At 73.7% G+C, this 17344-nt stretch carries 11 protein-coding genes; 6 read left to right on the top strand and 5 right to left on the bottom strand.

The window, feature by feature from the left end; translation table 11 throughout:
- Window positions 1–13: 13 nt before the first annotated feature.
- From OEB99_RS07075 to glgX, 4 genes are all read right to left on the bottom strand, one after another.
- Window positions 14–1345 carry a maltokinase N-terminal cap-like domain-containing protein gene (locus OEB99_RS07075; protein WP_263509264.1) on the bottom strand — a complete coding sequence of 444 codons (1332 nt, stop codon included), beginning with the start codon at window positions 1343–1345 and terminating at the stop codon, window positions 14–16.
- On the bottom strand, window positions 1342–3042 hold the full coding sequence (gene treS / locus OEB99_RS07070) for a maltose alpha-D-glucosyltransferase (RefSeq protein WP_263509442.1): 1701 nt from the start codon (window positions 3040–3042) through the stop codon (window positions 1342–1344). Before treS ends, OEB99_RS07075 begins: the two co-directional genes overlap by 4 nt.
- Window positions 3043–3125: 83 nt before the next feature.
- Entirely contained in the window at window positions 3126–5150 is a 2025-nt protein-coding gene (locus OEB99_RS07065) for an alpha-1,4-glucan--maltose-1-phosphate maltosyltransferase (protein WP_263509441.1), read from the bottom strand.
- A 329-nt stretch (window positions 5151–5479) separates the two neighbouring features.
- On the bottom strand, window positions 5480–7690 hold the full coding sequence (glgX, locus tag OEB99_RS07060) for a glycogen debranching protein GlgX (RefSeq protein ID WP_263509263.1): 2211 nt from the start codon (window positions 7688–7690) through the stop codon (window positions 5480–5482).
- A gap of 150 nt (window positions 7691–7840) precedes the next feature.
- Here glgX and OEB99_RS07055 point away from each other — a divergent pair, with 150 nt between their 5' ends.
- Together OEB99_RS07055 and OEB99_RS07050 are read left to right on the top strand one after the other, a co-directional pair.
- Window positions 7841–8629, top strand: a complete 789-nt coding sequence (locus OEB99_RS07055; RefSeq protein ID WP_263509262.1) for an electron transfer flavoprotein subunit beta/FixA family protein — start codon at window positions 7841–7843, stop codon at window positions 8627–8629.
- A 10-nt stretch (window positions 8630–8639) separates the two neighbouring features.
- On the top strand, window positions 8640–9605 hold the full coding sequence (locus OEB99_RS07050; protein ID WP_263509261.1) for an electron transfer flavoprotein subunit alpha/FixB family protein: 966 nt from the start codon (window positions 8640–8642) through the stop codon (window positions 9603–9605).
- A gap of 15 nt (window positions 9606–9620) precedes the next feature.
- Here OEB99_RS07050 and OEB99_RS07045 read toward each other — a convergent pair whose 3' ends face one another.
- A complete protein-coding gene (locus tag OEB99_RS07045; protein WP_263509259.1) occupies window positions 9621–10592 on the bottom strand; it encodes a phosphotransferase family protein in 972 nt (323 codons plus the stop codon).
- Window positions 10593–10723: 131 nt separating this feature from the next.
- On the opposite strand from OEB99_RS07045, the gene OEB99_RS07040 reads away from it, so the two are divergent.
- The 4 genes from OEB99_RS07040 to OEB99_RS07025 all read left to right on the top strand — a co-directional run bounded on the left by OEB99_RS07040 (window position 10724) and on the right by OEB99_RS07025 (window position 17341).
- Window positions 10724–11845, top strand: coding sequence for a cysteine desulfurase family protein (locus OEB99_RS07040; protein ID WP_411910673.1), 1122 nt, complete (start codon window positions 10724–10726; stop codon window positions 11843–11845).
- Between the two features lie 121 nt (window positions 11846–11966).
- Complete coding sequence (locus tag OEB99_RS07035; RefSeq protein ID WP_263509256.1) at window positions 11967–15140, top strand: MSCRAMM family protein; 3174 nt, start codon at window positions 11967–11969, stop codon at window positions 15138–15140.
- A gap of 78 nt (window positions 15141–15218) precedes the next feature.
- Complete coding sequence (mnmA, locus tag OEB99_RS07030) at window positions 15219–16307, top strand: tRNA 2-thiouridine(34) synthase MnmA (protein ID WP_263509255.1); 1089 nt, start codon at window positions 15219–15221, stop codon at window positions 16305–16307.
- Window positions 16304–17341: a uroporphyrinogen decarboxylase/cobalamine-independent methonine synthase family protein gene (locus tag OEB99_RS07025; protein ID WP_263509254.1), complete on the top strand. Its 1038-nt coding sequence runs from the start codon at window positions 16304–16306 to the stop codon at window positions 17339–17341. Before mnmA ends, OEB99_RS07025 begins: the two co-directional genes overlap by 4 nt.
- Window positions 17342–17344 lie beyond the last annotated feature (3 nt).

Below are 17344 nucleotides of genomic sequence, written 5' to 3'. Positions count from 1 at the left end.
CGGAGCGCAGTGGTCACGTGCGATCCGTGCTGACGAGTCGGTCGACCGCGTGCAGCGGCACGTCGATCCAGTCGGGACGGTTCCCGGCCTCGTAGACGACCTCGTACAGGGCCTTGTCGAGTTCGAGCGCGGTGAGCAGCTCGCCGTGCTCGCGGGGGTCGGCGCCGGCGACGCTCGCGTACCCGCGGCAGAAGGCGTCGCGCGCGTCGGCCGCCCAGGCCGCGGCGGCCCCGGCGGTGGCCGCGTCGTCCGTCGCCACCTGCACCTGGCCGGCGGCGTAGTCGAACGACCGCAGCATCCCGGCGACGTCACGTAGCGCGAGGTCCGGCCTGGTGCGCTCGTGCAGCGCGCGCAACGGCTCACCCTCGAAGTCCAGCACCACCCAGCCCCGGCTCGGGGAGTGCAGCACCTGACCGAGGTGGTAGTCGCCGTGCACGCGCTGCAGGTCCGGGACGTCGGACAGGGCCAGGTGCCCGGCGCGGTCGGCGAGGGTCGCGCGGTGCCGGTCCAGCGCGTCCGTGCTGCGCAGCGCCCAGGCGATCCGCTCGCGCAGGCCCTCCTCGGTGGCGCGGCGCGCGTCCGCTCCGGCCGGCGTCGTCCCGAACGCGTCGGCCAGCGCGGCGTGCAGGCGGGCCGTGGCCGCGCCGAGACCGTGGGCCTCGGCGCTGAAGTCGCGCCCCTCCTCGACGGCTGCGACCGCCTCGCGCCACGCGTCGCGGCCGTCCGCGACGAACTCGGTGGCGACCGCCAGGTGCCCGTTCGCCTCGTCGCCGCCGGGCGTGCGCCACGTGCCGCCGAGCCAGCCGATCACCGCGGGGACCTGGGGGAAGCCGTCCAGCCCGCGGAGCACCTCGACGTCGGGGTTGTCGCCGGGGTGCAGCGTCCGGAAGACCTTGACGATCAGGGGCCCCGATCCGTCGACGTCCACGATGACGCTCGTGTTCGACTGCTCGCCACGCAGCACCCTCGACCGGCTCGGTGCCGGGACGGGACGGCCGGCCGGGTGGTCGAGGGCCGCGAGGAGCGCGGTGACGTACGCGGGGTCGTGCGGGCCGTCGTAGACCCAGCGGGTGCGGCCGTGCTGCTCGGTGGTCCCGACCAGGGCGTGCTCGCCGGCCGGCAGCGGGGCGGCCCGGTACGTCAGCGGCACCTGGACGACGTCGAACCGGTCGCCGGAGTCGAGGCCGATCACGCGCACCTCGATGGTCGCGTCCGGGTCGGGCCCGCTCAGCGTGAGCGTGCCGAGCGGGCGCAGGCCCACGCCGCGGCCCTTGGCCGGGTACCAGCGCTGGGCCGGCATCCACCCGGCCAGCAGCTCGGTGACGGACGGGGGCACCGTGCTCATCGGGTACCGACCGAGAGCCAGAAGAAGTCGCGCGAGCCGAGCGTCACCCGCACGGTCCCGTCGGCGCCGATCGTGCCGAAGTCCGCACCACCGAACACGTCGGTCATCCTCGCGCCGACGTGATCGGGCAGTCTGAGCGTGGCGGCTCGGGCGGTCGAGGCCAGGTTCGCCACGCACAGCACGGTCTCGCCAGGACCCGAGCGCAGGAAGGCGAGCACCGACTCGTGGTCGGCCTCGACCGGGGCGTAGTCGCCGTTGCCGAACACCGGGTGCTGCCGCCGGATCGCCAGCATGCCGTGCACCCAGTGCAGCAGCGAGGTGTTCTGCGCCAGCTGGGACTCGACGTTGATCGCCGTGTAGTGGTGCACGAGCGACTGGATGACCGGCAGGTAGAGGCGCCCGGGGTCGGCGGTCGTGGAGAACCCCGCGTTGCGGTCCGGGGTCCACTGCATCGGGGTGCGCACCGCGTCACGGTCCGGCAACCAGATGTTGTCGCCCATGCCGATCTCGTCGCCGTAGTACAGGCACGGGCTGCCCGGCAGCGACAGCAGGAGCGCGTGCGCGAGCTCGATCTCGGCACGGGAGTTGTCCAGCAGCGGTGCCAGCCGGCGGCGGATCCCGACGTTGGCCCGCATGCGCGGGTCGGGCGCGTACCAGCCGTACATCGACGCGCGCTCCTCGGTGGACACCATCTCGAGGGTGAGCTCGTCGTGGTTGCGCAGGAACGTGCCCCACTGACCACCCGCGGGGATCTGCGGGGTGTCGGCCAGGATGTCCACGATCGCGGACGCCTTCTGGTCACGCATCGCGTAGTAGATCCGTGGCATCACCGGGAAGTGGAAGCACATGTGGCACTCGGGGGCGTCCGGTGTGCCGTAGTACGCGACCACGTCGTGCGGCCACTGGTTCGCCTCCGCGAGCAGGATCCGCCCGGGGAACTCGGTGTCCACCATCGCGCGCAGGTCGGCCAGGTAGGCGTGCGTGGCCGGCAGGTTCTCGCAGTTGGTGCCCTCCTCCTCGAACAGGTAGGGCACGGCGTCGAGGCGGAAGCCGTCGATGCCCATCCGCAGCCAGAACCGGGCGACGTCCTTCATCGCCTCGCGCACGTACGCGTTCTCGAAGTTGAGGTCGGGCTGGTGGGAGAAGAACCGGTGCCAGAAGTACTGCCGGCGCACCGGGTCGAACGTCCAGTTCGAGACCTCGGTGTCGACGAAGATGATCCGGGCGTCGGAGTAGCGCTCCGGGTCGTCGCTCCAGACGTAGAAGTCCCCGTACGGGCCCTCGGGGTCCGAGCGCGAGGCCTGGAACCAGGGGTGGGCGTCCGAGGTGTGGTTCATCACCATGTCGATGACCACCCGGATGCCGCGCACGTGCGCCGCCTCGATCAGCTCGGCGAACTCGGCGAGCGTCCCGTACTGCGAGGCCACGGCGGTGTAGTCGGAGATGTCGTACCCGCCGTCACGCAGCGGCGAGGGGTAGAACGGCGGCAGCCACAGCGCGTCGACGCCGAGCCACTGCAGGTAGTCGAGACGGTCGATCAGGCCGCGCAGGTCACCCGTGCCGCCTCCCGTGGAGTCGGCGAACGAACGCAGCATCACCTCGTAGAAGACCGCCGTCCGGTACCAGTCGGGGTCGTCGGACAGCCCGGGGTGGTGCTGGGCGGGCAGCGCCGCGGTCGGTTCGGCCCGGGACGGCATCGCGCGTGCCGGGTCGACGCCGCGCTGGATGTCCTCGAGCCGGATCGGGCCGGTGTCGACGGGAGCCGGGGTGGGGACCTCGCTCACGGTGCCTCCACAGCAAGGACGTGCCCGCAGCGCGCCCACGGGTCGAGCCGGACATAGGGGTTCGCGTCCCACGTGTAGGTGTCGCCGGAGAGCAGGTCGCGGACGACGAGCGCGGCCCCGCCGTCGGCGGGCGCGGGAAGACCGAGGGCCGCGAGGTCGAGCTCGACGTGGCCCTCGCGGGTGTGGTGCGGGTCGGTGTTCAGCACGACCAGCACCGTGTCGGCCTTGCCCGTCGGGCTCTGCGCGGCGGTGACCCGGCGGGAGAAGCAGATCGTCGCGTCATCGGTCGTGGGGTGCACGGTCAGCCCGCGCAGCCGCTGCAGCGCCGGGTGCTCGCGACGGACCTGGTTCAGCCGGGTCAGCAGGTCGCCGATCCCGGTCTGCCTCGCCGCGAACCAGTTGCGCGGCTTGTACTCGTACTTCTCGTTGTCGATCTGCTCCTCGACGCCCGGGCGCGGCACGTTCTCGACGAGCTCGTAGCCCGAGTAGATGCCCCAGGTCGGGGCACCGGTCGCGGCCAGGATCGCCCGGATCGCGAACGCCGGCGGCCCGCCGTGCTGCATGTACGGGGTCAGGATGTCGTGCGTCGTCGGCCAGAAGCTCGGCCGCATGTACGCGGCGCCCGGGCCGGAGACCTCCTCGAGGTACTCGGCGATCTCCTCGCGCGTGTTGCGCCAGGTGAAATACGAGTACGACTGGTGGAACCCGATCTTGGCCAGCGTGTGCATCATCGCGGGGCGGGTGAACGCCTCGGCGAGGAAGATCACGTCCGGGTGGCTCGCGTTGACGTCCGCGATCAGCCACTCCCAGAACTCCAGCGGCTTGGTGTGCGGGTTGTCGACCCGGAACGCGGTCACGCCGTGGTCGATCCACACCTGGAGCACGCGACGCACCTCGGCGTAGATCCCGGCGGGATCGTTGTCGAAGTTCACCGGGTAGATGTCCTGGTACTTCTTCGGCGGGTTCTCCGCGTAGGCGATCGAGCCGTCCAGCCGGGTGGTGAACCACTCCGGGTGGCTGGTCACCCAGGGGTGGTCGGGCGAGCACTGCAGCGCCAGGTCGAGCGCGACCTCGAGGCCGAGGTCGCGGGCCCGGGCGACGAACGCGTCGAAGTCGGCGAACGTGCCGAGCTCGGGGTGGATCGCGTCGTGCCCGCCGTCCGGCGAGCCGATCGCGTACGGCGAGCCGGGGTCGCTGGGCTGCGCGGACAGCGAGTTGTTGCGCCCCTTGCGGTAGGTCGTGCCGATCGGGTGGATCGGCGTGAGGTACACGACGTCGAACCCCATCTGGGCGATCGCGGGGAGCCGGGCGGCCGCGGTGCGCAGCGTGCCGGAGCGCCAGCGACGGGTCGACGGGTCGAAGGTCGCGCCCTCCGAGCGCGGGAACATCTCGTACCACGAGCCGGCGAGCGCGAGCGGGCGCTGCACCTCGAGCGGGTAGTCGGGCGAGGCCGTGAGCAGCTCGCGCAGCGGGTGCGCGTCGAGCGCGGCGACGACCTCGGCGGACTGCCCGGCGGAGAGCCGGACCCGGGGCGCGGTCTCGGTGTCGCGCAGCCCTGCCGCCGCGCTCTCGAGGGCTGCGCGTGCGTCCTCGGGTAGGCCGTCACGCGCGGCGGCGCGAGCCATCAGGGCCGCGCCCTCGGCGAGCATGAGCTCCACGTCCACACCGGCCTCGACCTTGATCGAGGCGTCGTGCACCCAGGTCGCGTACGGGTCGGACCAGCCCTCGACCCGGAACGACCAGCGTCCCGTGGCGTCCGGCACCAGGTCCGTGCGGTAGCTGTCCAGCCCCTTGTTGACCACGGTCATCCGGGTCCTGGCGTGCTCGGCGCCGTCCGGCCCGACCAGCACCGCGGTCGCTGCGACCGCGTCGTGACCCTCGCGGAACACGCGTGCGGTGATCTCGACCGCCTCGCCGACGACGGCCTTCGCGGGCCACCGGCCGGCCTCGAGCACCGGCTGGACGTCGACCACCGGGATCCGGCCGATCGAGCTCGAGGCGCCACCGGGCAGCGGCGGGATGGCCTGCTCGCGGCTGGTCGCAGGAGCGACCGACACCGGGGCGTGCGGGACCTCGGCGGGAGCCGCCGGCGGTGGGGTGGTCGCGGCCGGTGCCGGCTCGGCCTTCGGTGCGGGCCGGGCGGGCGGGGTGGCAGCCGCCGGTGCGGGCTCGGCGGCAGCCGCCGGCTTCGCGTCGCGGGGCTTCCGCGCGCGGGACTCGCGGGACTCGGTGGTGCGTCGGCGGTTGCCGCCGCCCCGACCGTCGGACGGGCGCGTGCTCTCGGACGGGCTCACGTTGCGAACCTACCCAGGGTCGGCTCGATCGGCACGCGTGCCGCGGCCGCGAGGGCTCACTCGGGTGCGCTGGCATAGACCCGCATCGTCAGCGGGTCCATCGGGATCGTGTCACCGGGCAGGACGGCGCGGCCTGCTGCGACGGGGTCGAGCTCGTCGGGGTGCTCCGCGGCGGAGTCCCAGCGCAGGCGCCACACCCCGTCGGTGCCGTCCGCGGCGACGACCTCGGTCTCGTCCAGGCTCCCGTTGATCACGACGAGCACCGCCGAGCCGTCGCACGCGGTACGGATCATCTGCAGGGTCCGTACCGCGGGGTCGTGCCACTGGTCGGTGCGCAGCTCGTGCCCGTCCGCGGTCCGCCAGAACAGGTCGGGCCGGGGGTCGGCGCAGTCGTCGTGCGGAACGCCGCGGAAGAACGCGGCCTGGTGCAGCGCGGGCAGCTCCTGGCGCAGCGCGACCAGGTGCGCGGCGGTGGCCAGCACGTTCTGCCGCCACGGGCTCAGCTCCCAGTCGAGCCAGGACATCGCGTTGTCCTGGTTGTAGGCGTTGTTGTTGCCACGCTGCGTGCGGCCGATCTCGTCGCCCGCGGTGATCATCGGCACGCCCGCGGACAGCAGCAAGGTGCCGAGCAGGTTGCGCATCGAGCGACGCCGCAGGGGGAGGATCTCCAGCCCCGGGCCGGCGGCGTCGAGCGGGCCCTCGATGCCGTGGTTCCAGGAGCGGTTGTCGTCGCTCCCGTCGCGGTTCTGCTCACCGTTGTCGAGGTTGTGCTTGTGGTCGTAGGCGACCAGGTCCGCCAGGGTGAAGCCGTCGTGCGCCGTGATGTAGTTGATCGAGGCCACCACACCGCGCATCAGCGGGGGGTCGGAGTAGCCGAACAGGTCGGCGGAGCCGGCCAGCCTCGTCGCGAGCTCGCGGACACCATGACCGGGCCGGCCGTGCGCAGCGGCCGCGGGGTCGCCGAGCCAGAACGAGCGCACCGCGTTGCGGAACCGGTCGTTCCACTCCGACAGCGGTGCCGGGAACCCGCCGGTCTGCCAGCCGCCCGGGCCGACGTCCCACGGCTCGGCGACGAGCTTGAGGTCGGACAGCACCGGGTCGGTCTGCAACGCGACGAGGAACGGGTGGTTCGGCGTGAAGCCGTCCGCGTCGCGCCCGAGCGTCACCATGAGGTCGAAGCGGTAGCCGTCCACGCCCACCTGCTGGGCCCACCAGCGCAGCGAGTCGAGCGCGAGCTGGACGACCCGAGGTCGACGGAAGTCGAGCGAGTTGCCGCAGCCGGTCACGTCCGCGAACCGGGCGGGCGTGCCGCCGTCGTGCAGGTAGTACACGGTCGGGTCGAGGCCGCGGAACGACAGGTGCGGGCCGTCGGTCCCACCCTCCGCGGTGTGGTTGTAGACGACGTCGAGCAGCACCTCGATGCCCGCGGCGTGCAGGGCCTGCACCGCGCTGCGCACCTCGGCGAGCACGGCGTCCGCACCGGCACGCTGTGCTGCCTCGGTGGCGTAGGCGGGGTGCGGCGCGAAGAAGCCGAGGGTGTTGTAGCCCCAGTAGTTCGTCCGTCCGGCCCGGACCAGCCACGGCTCGGTGGCCGCGGCCTGGATCGGCAGCAGCTCGACGGTCGTGACGCCGAGCCGCGTCAGGTGCTCGATCGTCGCGGGGTGGCCGAGACCGGCGTAGGTGCCGCGCAGCGCGGGCGGCAGCGACGACAGGCGTCGGGTCAGGCCGCGCACGTGCGCCTCGTACACGATCGTGCGGGACCACGGAACCCGCGGTCGGGTGTCCGGGGCCGGACCCGGGTCGGCGACCGCGACCGAGTGCGGGACGACGCCCCGGGAGTCGGTGCGGTCCGGGTCGAGCCGGTCGTGCGCGGGTCGGTGCTCCGCGTCGACCCGGTGCCCGTACGTCTCGGCCGGTCCCGCGGCGAGGCGCTGGAGGCCGTCGAGGCCGCGCGCGTAGGGGTCCACCAGCAGCTTCGCGGGGTTGTACCGCAGCCCGGCGGCCGGGTCCCACCGGCCGTGCGCCCGGAAGCCGTAGCGCTGGCCGGCGGTCATCCCCGGCACGTGCGCGTACCACACGCCGTGGCTCGGGCCGGTGAGCGGGACGCGCCGCTCGGTCCACCCGTCGGGCGACGTCGGGTCGGGATCCAGGAGGCACAGGTCCACCGCGGTGGCGTGCGAGGCGAGCACCGCCACGTCGGCACCGTCGGCGCGCAGGTGCACGCCGAGCGGGCGCAGGCCGCCGTGGGTGGTGTCGTCGTGACGCATGGTCACCCAGTGTGGCCCACGCACGGGCGCGCCGCGTGCACGTGCCGTGACGATTCACCCGGCCCCGGCCCGCGCGATGCGCCCGACCGGCGACCGCGGCGAGCGCCGGGTAGCCTGGTGCGTCGCCGTTGAGAGGGAGTGCTGAGCTCGGTGAGGATCGTCGTGTGTGTCAAGCACGTCCCGGACCTGATGGCCGAGCGGAGGCTCGACGACGCCGGTCGCGTGGTCCGCGACGGCGGTGACGGGACGCTCAACGAGCTCGACGAGAACGCCGTCGAGGCCGCTCTGACGCTCGCCGAGGAGCACGACGCCGAGGTCGTCGCGCTGACCATGGGCCCGGACGACGCCGTCGACGCCGTGCGCCGGGCGCTCCAGATGGGCGCCGACCGCGCCGTCCACGTGCTCGACGACGCGCTCACCGGTACGGACGTGTTCGGTACCGCCCGGGTGCTCGCTGCGGCGGTGCGCCGGATCGCCGAGGACGGCCCGGTGGACCTGGTCGTCACCGGCATGGCGTCGCTGGACGGCCTGACCTCGATGCTGCCGGCGGCGCTGTCCGCCGAGCTGGGCCTGCCGCAGCTGACCCTCGCCGTCGAGACGGCGATCGCCGACGGCGCGGTCACCGTGCACCGGGATCTCGATCACGCCACGGAGGTGCTCCGCGCGCCGCTGCCGGCACTCGTCTCGGTGACCGACCAGGCGAACGAGCCGCGCTACCCGGCCTTCGCCGGGATCATGGCGGCCCGCAAGAAGCCCGTGGACACGATCGGGCTCGACGACCTCGGTCTGGACGGCAGCGGTCTCGGCGCGCAGGGCGCGCGGACCGAGGTGCTGACCGCCACCGAACGGCCACCGCGCACCGACCGGGTGCTGCTCACCGACGAGGGCGACGCCGGGCTGCGCCTGGCCGAGTACCTGGTCCAGAACAAGCTCGTCTGAGGAAGCCCTGATGACCACCGACGTCCTCGTCCTGCTCGAGCACGCCGACGACGGCGCGCTGCGCCCCTCGGTGCCCGAGCTGCTCACCCTCGGCCGGACCATCGGCACCGTCGGCGCGGTGTGGGTGGCCGCCGCCGATCCCGGTGCCGACGTGCTCGCGGAGCTCGCCGCGCACGGCGTGCAGGAGCTCCACGTGGTGACACCCGACGCGCACCCGCGCCTGACCCCGGTGATCGCCGAGGCACTCGCCGCGTTGGTCGAGCCGTCGACCCGGGCCGTCCTGCTCGGCTCGTCGTTCGAGAACAAGGAGGTCGCCGCGCGGCTCGGGGTGCTGACCGGCGCCGGTGTGATGGTCGACGTGGCCGCGCTGAGCGTCGACGGCGAGCGGTTGGTCGCCGAGAAGCAGGTGTTCGCGGCCACCTGGACCACCCGCTGCACGGTGCGGACCCCGCTCGCGGTGCTCGCGGTCAAGCCGCACGCCGTCCAGGCCGAGACCACCGGGCCGAGCGAGCCGCAGGTGGTGCGGCACGAGGTGAGCGTCTCCGCGGTCGCCGCCGCGGTCGAGGTGGTCGAGCGGACCGAGCGCGCGCCGTCGGAGCGCCCGGACCTCGGTGCCGCGCAGGTCGTCGTGGTCGGCGGCCGCGGCACGGACGGTGACTTCTCGGCGCTCGACGAGCTCGCCGACGTGCTCGGCGGTGCGGTCGGGGCGACCCGGGTGGCCACCGACGAGGGCTGGATCGACCGGGACGCCCAGATCGGGCAGACCGGGGTCACCGTCGCGCCGCGCCTCTACATCGGGGCCGGGGTCTCGGGGGCGGTGCACCACCGCGGCGGGATGCAGGCCTCGGGCACCATCGTCGCGATCAACACCGATGCCGACGCACCGATCTTCGAGATCGCCGACCTGGGGATCGTGGGCGACCTGCGCCAGGTCCTCCCGCAGGCCACCGCCGAGCTGCGCCGCCTGCGCGGCTGAGCGCACGCGGGCCGGTCAGAACCGCCGCAGCCAGTCCAGGGCGGCGATTCCCTGCGCGAGCTGGAACGGTCGCAGGTTCGCGATCCCGGGCGGTGCGGGCTGCACGGCGTTCCGCACGAAGTACCCGGTCAGGCCGGAGACGACGGCACGAACGACGTCCGGGTCGGCGCCCTCCGCCGTCGGGTGGGACCAGAACAGCTCGGCCGGGTCACCGCCGCCCTGCATCGCGATGCTCGGCAGCATGCCGGCCAGGTCGAACCAGGCGGGTGCGTCCCGCGAGGCGTGCGGCCAGTCGACGATCCACACGCCGTGGTCGCCGAGCAGCACGTTGTCGGCTCGCAGGTCGTTGTGCGCGATCGTGTGCCCGACGGCACGCTCGGGCGCCTCGGCGGCCCAGGACGCCGCGTCGTCGAGGTGTGCGCGCAGCCATTCCCCGTGCTCGCCCACCGCGGCGGCCGCGGCCTCGAGGTCGTCCGGCTCGGCCGCGAGCTGCGGCCAGCAGGCCGCGAGCCCGGAGAGGGCGACTGTGATCGGCGGGAGCTGCTCGGGTGCGGGCGTCCCGGCCTCGGCGAGCTCGGTGATGACGTCCAGGACGCGCACCAGCTGCTCGTCGCGCCACGGATGCTCGGGCGGCCGGCCGGGGACGGCCTCGATGCCGAGCATGACCCACCAGCCGTCGTCGTGGGACCACAGGAGTCGTGGCGCCGGCACGCCCGGCGGGAGCGACTCGATCGCCCTGATCTCGGCGCGCGCCAGGTTCGGTGAGTCCGGGTTCTGCTCGGGCGAGACGGCCTTGACGAACACCTCGGTGCCGTCACCGAGCTCGAGGAGAGAGGCGTAGCCAGGGCTGAAGCCCGTCGTCGCGGGGGCCTCGGCGACCACCGCGGCACCCGAGAGCTCCGCGATCCGCGCCTTGAGGCTGCGCGGCAGGTCCGCCCAGGCCAGGCGGGATCCGCTGAACGCCAGCGGTGGGCCCTCGTCGGTCACGCCCGCGATTGTGGCAGGCCGCGCGCCGGGCCGCCCGGCCGTCCGACACTCGGGCGTCCCTAGACTCGCTTGGCGTGACCTACCTCGACCACGCGGCGACCACGCCCGTCGACCCCCGGGTGATCGAGGCGATGACGGAGCAGCTCGCGGCGGTCGGCAACCCGTCGTCGGCGCACGGCCCGGGTCGAGCGGTCCGTCGGTCCGTCGAGGAGTCGCGCGAGCGGATCGGCGCGGCACTCGGCGTCCGTCCCCGCGACGTGCTGCTCACCTCCGGCGGTACCGAGGCGGACAACCTCGCGGTCAAGGGCCTGTGGTGGGCGCGGCACGGCGCCGACCCACGCCGGACCCGGGTGCTGGTCAGTGCCGTCGAGCACCACGCGGTGCTTGACCCGGCGCGCTGGCTCGCGACGCAGGGCGCGACCGTGGTGGAGCTCCCGGTCGACCGGGTGGGCCGGGTCGACCTCGCGGCCCTGGAGGTGGAGCTCGCAGGCCACCCGGACCGGACCGCGCTGGTCTCGGTGATGGCGGCGAACAACGAGATCGGCACGCTGCAGCCGGTCGGGGACGTCGTGGCGCTCGCGCACGCGCACGGTGTGCCGGTGCACACCGACGCCGTGCAGGCGGTCGGCCACGTACCGGCGGACCTGACCGCCTGGGGTGCGGACGCGGTGACCGTCACGGCGCACAAGCTCGGTGGTCCGGTCGGGGTCGGGGCCCTGGTGGCCCGGCGCGGGCTCGACCTGGTGCCAGTCCTGCACGGAGGCGGCCAGGAGCGCGACGTCCGGTCGGGGACGCTCGACGCGGTGGGTGCGGTGGGGTTCGCGCTCGCGCTCGAGCTCGCGCTCGACGGGCTGCCGGCCGAGGCCGCGCGCGTCGCCGCACTGCGGGACCGGCTGATCGCAGGGGCGCGGGAGCTCGTGCCGGATGCCGTCCTGGGTGGGCCGGAGCCGGCCACCGGTGACCGGCTCCCGCAGAACGCCCACCTGGTCTTCCCCGGCTGCGACGGGGACTCGCTGCTGTACCTCCTCGACGCGCGCGGCATCGCGTGCTCGACCGGGTCGGCCTGCACGGCAGGTGTGCAGCAGGTCTCGCACGTGCTCACCGCGTGCGGTGTGGACGAGGTCCTGGCGAGGGGCGCGCTCCGCTTCTCCCTGGGCCGGACGTCGACGCCCGAGGACGTCGACGCACTGCTCGGCGTCCTGCCCGAGGTGGTCGACCGGGCACGCGCCGCGGGGGCTGCCGCGGCCGGGTGACCGGTGCCCCGCCCCTTCGGCGAGGCAGGGCCCTTGGACCCCGGCGGACGGAGGTCGCGCGCGCGTACCGTCGAACTGGGTGCAGCCGGAGCGCCGCGTCCGGCGGTCGCCGACTGCCCGGGTGAGAGGCAAGACCATGCGCGGCATCCATCGTGCTCCGGTCCGATCCCTGCGAACCCGCGGCGCCGCCGTCGTTGCCCTGGTCGCACTGGCCCTCATGGCCGGCGCGGGCTGCGATGCGAGACTGCTGCCTCCGCTGACCGGTGAGGTCGGTGGCGTCGTCACGATGGACAGCGACCGCGTTCGCGGCGTCGTGGTCGACGTGCTCGCGGCGGGCGGCGGCGTGGTCGGGAGCGCGACCACGAACGCAGCCGGCCGGTTCTCCGTGACCAGGGTGCCGCTCGGCGACGTGGAGCTGCGTGCGACGTCCCACGGCCAGGTCACCTGGTACGACCGGGCCGCCGACCGCAGTGACGCGACGGTCCTGACCGTCCGCAAGGGCCGGCCGCTCTCGGTGGACTTCGCCCTGCTGCCGGCCACCGCGGCGGTCACCGGCGAGGTGCTGGGCTGGATGGACCCGCTCGGTGGCGCGACGGTGACGGTCTACGACGCCGCGACGGACGAGCCGATCACCTCGGTGGAGCTGGGGGAGTACCAGTCCTCCTACCTGATCACCGGCCTGCCGCCGGGTGACGTCAAGGTCGGCGCCACGCGGGACGGGTGGCTGCCGGGCTTCGCGAACGGTGTCCGCACGCTGGCCGACGCCACCGTGTACACCCTCGAGCCTGGGCAGACGCTCACGCAGTCCTGGGACCCGATGGTGCTCTACATCGACCTCACGCCGATGTCGACGCTGATGGGGTGGGTCCACGGCGTTCGGGACGACCCCGAGCTCGGCTGGGACGGTCCGTTGCCGGATGCGACCGTGAGCCTGCTCGGCACGGAGACGGGTGAGGCGCTCGCGACGACCCGGACGGACGAGCTCGGCAACTTCCGGTTCGACGGGCTGGCTCCGGGGACCTACACGCTCCGGGCGGAGAAGGACGGGTGGCTGCCGATCTACGTCGGGCAGGTGGACAACGTGGCCGACGCGGCACCGTTCACCTTCTACGGCGGTGAGGTGCAGTCGACCGGCATGACGCTCTATGCCGAGCCTGCGATCACGGGCGAGGTGCTGGGCAACTTCGACCCGCTCGGTGGTGCCACGGTGACGGTGTACGACGCCGCGACGGACGAGCCGATCACCTCGGTGCAGCTCGGAGAGTACGAGACCACGTACCGGATCGAGGGTCTGATGCCCGGTGAGGTGAAGGTCGGTGCCACCAAGGACGGGTGGCTGCCGGGCTTCGCCGACGGTGTCCGCACGCTGGCGGACGCCACCGTGTACACCCTCGAGCCGGGGCAGACGCTCTCGCAGTCCTGGGACCCGATCGTGCTCTATGTCGACCTGACGCCGATGTCGACGTTGATGGGTGAGGTCCTGGGGATCAGGGACGACCCGGTCTACGGCTGGGACGACCCGCTGCGCGGTGTGACGGTCACGTTGCTGGACGCGACGACCGGTGCGACCGTCGCCACGACCCAGACCGACGAGCTCGGTGACTTCCGGTTCGACGGGGTTGCCCCCGGCGGGTACACCCTGCTCGCGGAGAAGGACGGGTGGCTGCCGGTCTATGCCGGGCAGGCCGACGACCTCGCCGACGCGGCGACATTCACCTTCGTCGGCGGTGAGGTCCAGGCGACCGGGCTCACCATCTACGCCGAGCCCGCCGTGACGGGCGAGGTGCTGGGCAACTTCGACCCGCTCGGTGGTGCCACGGTGACGGTGTACGACGCCGCGACCGGCGAGCCGATCGCCTCGGTGCAGCTCGGAGAGTACGAGACCACGTACCGGATCGAGGGTCTGACGCCGGGTGAGGTGAAGGTCGGTGCGGCCAAGGACGGGTGGCTGCCGTGCTTCGCGGAGGGTGCCCGCACGCTCGCGGACGCCACGGTGTACACCCTGCAGCCGGGGCAGACGTTGTCGCAGTCCTGGGACTCCGGCGTGCTCTACATCGACCTGATGCTGATGCCGAGGCTGTACGGGGAGGTCACGGGGATCAGGGACGACCCGGTCGACGGCTGGGACGGCCCACTCCCGGGCGTGACGGTGTCGCTGCTCGCGCTGCCGGGCGGTGACGTGGCCGCCACGACCCTGACCGATGCGTACGGTGCCTACCGGTTCTCCGAGATCCCGCCCGGCACGTACACCGTGCTGGCCGAGAAGGACGGGTGGCTGCCGATGTACGCCGGCCAGTCCGACACCCTCGCCGACGCGCAGACCTTCACGCTCTCCGGCGCTGAGGCGGCGTGGCTCGAGACGACCCTGTACGCCCGGCCCGCCGTGGCCGGTCAGGTGCTCGGTTGGATGGATCCGCTGGGCGGGGCCACGGTGACCGTCTACGACGCCGCCTCGGGTGACGTGCTCGCCCAGACGGTCGCCGACGGCGACGGCCACTACCGGGTCGAGGGTCTGATGCCCGGCGACGTCAAGGTCGGCGCGACCCACGACGGGTGGTCGCCGGGCTTCGCCGACGGCGTCGGCACTCTCGCGGCGGCGACGGTGTTCACCCTGGTGCCGGGTCGGACACTCGTGCAGAGCTGGGACCCGATGGTGCTCTACATCGACCTGACGCCGGGCGGCACGCTGAGGGGCAACGTCTTCGGGTTCAAGGATCACCCGAACGACCCGTGGGACGACCCCCTGGGCGGGGTGACGATCACCCTGCTCGACCGCGGCTCGGGAGCCGAGCTTGCGACCGCGACGACCGACACGTTCGGCGACTTCGCCTTCGCCGGGCTGACACCGGGTAGCTACACGGTGCGGGCAGACAAGGACGGTTGGCTGACCGTGTACGCGGGACAGACCGACACGTTCGCCGACGCGGCGACCATCGTGCTCGTCGATGGGGAGACCCAGGCCGTCGGATTGACGATGTACGGCGAGCCTGCCGTGCAGGGGCAGGTGCTCGGTGAGTTCGACCCGCTCGGTGGTGCGACCGTGACGGTGTACGACGCGGCGTCCGGTGCGCCGTTGGGCGAGACCGTCGCCGACGGTGACGGGTACTACCTGGTCGACGGTCTGCAGCCCGGCGACGTCAAGGTCGGCGCGGTCAAGGACGGCTGGCTGCCGGGCTTCGCCGACGGCGCGTCGACCTGGGAGACGGCGACGGTCTTCACGCTCGTCCCGGGCGGGGTGCTGAGGCAGAGCTGGGACCCGATGGTGCTCTACCTCGACCTGACGCCGGTGCCGTGAGCGTCGGGCGCCGCGACGGCCCCGGTCGCGGCGCCCGATCGGTGCGGGGCCCCTCCGGGGGCCCCGTACGCTGTGCGCATGCGTGTGCTGGCCGCCCTGTCCGGGGGCGTCGACTCGGCGGTCGCGGCGGCCCGTGCGGTGGACGCCGGGCACGAGGTCGTCGGTGTGCACATGGCGCTGTCGCGGGACCGCGGACCGGGACGTGAGGGCGGTCGCGGGTGCTGCACCATCGAGGACGCGTCCGACGCGCGCCGCTCGGCCGACCTGCTCGGCATCCCGTACTACGTCTGGGACCTGTCCGAGCGGTTCGAGCAGACCGTGGTCGCGGACTTCCTCTCGGAGTACGCCGCGGGCCGCACGCCGAACCCGTGCGTGCGGTGCAACGAGCACATCAAGTTCGCGACGCTGCTCGACAAGGCCCTCGCGCTCGGCTTCGACGCCGTGGCGACCGGGCACTACGCGCGCGCCACGACCGGGGCGGACGGCACCCCGGCCCTGCTCCGCGCACGCGACGCCGCCAAGGACCAGTCGTACGTGCTCGCCGTGATGGGACCGGACCGTCTGGCCCGGGCCCTCTTCCCGCTCGGTGAGACCGACTCCAAGGAGGAGGTGCGGGCCGAGGCGGCTCGTCGCGGGCTCCCGGTGAGCACCAAGCCGGACTCGGTGGACCTGTGCTTCGTCGCAGACGGTGACACGCAAGGCTTCCTACGCACCCATCTCGGCTCCGAGCCGGGCGACGTGGTCGACGCCGACGGAGCGGTCGTGGGGCGGCACGACGGCGCGTGGGCGTACACGGTGGGCCAGCGCCGGGGTCTGCGGCTCGGCACTCCGTCGCCCGACGGGCGCCCGCGGTACGTGCTCGACGTGCAGCCGGTCACGAACACGGTGGTGGTCGGACCGGCCGAGCTGCTCGGCGTCGAGGGCCTCGCGGGCTCCGACCCGGTGTGGTTCGAGGAGCCCGCGGCCGACTGGCGGTCGTGCTCGGCGCAGCTGCGTGCGCACGGCACGCCGGTGGCCGCCCGCGTTCGTGCGACCGCGGACGGGATCGACGTCGCCTTCGACGCGCCGGTCCGTGGCCTCGCGCCGGGCCAGTCCGCCGTGCTCTACGACGGCGACCGGGTGATCGCCCAGGCCACCGTGGACCGCACGCTGCGGGTGGCGGCATGACGGGGGTCAGCGCACTCGGGCCGTGGCCGGGGCACAAGGTGCTCAAGGCGCAGGACGTCGCCTTCACCGAGCTCGCCTCGACCGCCACCGGGGTGGAGGGCATCCCGCCGCTGGTGCACATGCCCAAGCGCGGCGAGTACGCCACGACGGTGGCCCGCACCGCGGCGATCCTCGAGGAGATGCCCACCGAGCTCGGCACGCACGGCTGGAAGCTCGCCGACCGGCCGGGCGTCGACGTCGAGCGGGCGGCCGCGCTGCTGCGCGAGGACCTGGACGCGCTCGCGGTGCTCGGGAACGGCTGGGGTGGTCCGCTGATGGTCAGCGCTCGCGGCCCGTGGACCCTCGCCTCGCAGCTCTGGCTCGCGCGCGGGGATCGCGTGCTGTCCGACCACGGCGCCGTGCGGGACCTGGTCGACTCGCTCGCCGAGGGGCTCGGCCTGCTCACCGTTCGGGTCCGGGAGGCGGCACCGCACGCGCAGATCAGGGTCGTGCTCCGCGAGCCGAACCTGCCGGACGTGATCGGGGGAGCGGTCTCGACGTTCTCGGGGCACGGCCGGATCGCGGCGGTCGCGGCGCCCGAGGCCGCAGCGGCTCTCGACCGGGTGCTGGCCCGGCTGCGCGCGGCCGGTGCGGACCGGGTCGTGGTGCACGGCGGGTCGCGCTTCGCGTCCCGGTCGCTGGCCGCGATGGCGGCGACGTCGGCGGACGGGATCGGGCTGGCCGCGGCCGGCGTGCGGGGTCCGCAGTGGGAGGCCGTGGCGGAGCTGGTCGAGCGTGGCACCCGGCCGTGGTTCGGCCTGCCGCGCGACCACCCGCGCAAGGGCGGACCGGACATCGCGAAGCTCGCTGCGCTGATCCACAAGCCGTGGCGAGAGATGGGCCTGCCGGTGGCGGGCCTGGCCGACGTCGTGGTGCACACCGACACCAGCGGCGCCGGCGACCAGGTGCTGGGCAACCTCCAGGCGGCCGCCTACGAGATCAGGACGGCCGTGCGGGTCGCGGAGGCGCTGGCCGAGCGTGCCGCGGACGGCTGACCC

The organism is Actinotalea endophytica (genome assembly GCF_025717005.1).
GTDB lineage: Bacteria > Actinomycetota > Actinomycetes > Actinomycetales > Cellulomonadaceae > Actinotalea.
This window is presented reverse-complemented; position numbering and strand designations above follow the sequence as displayed.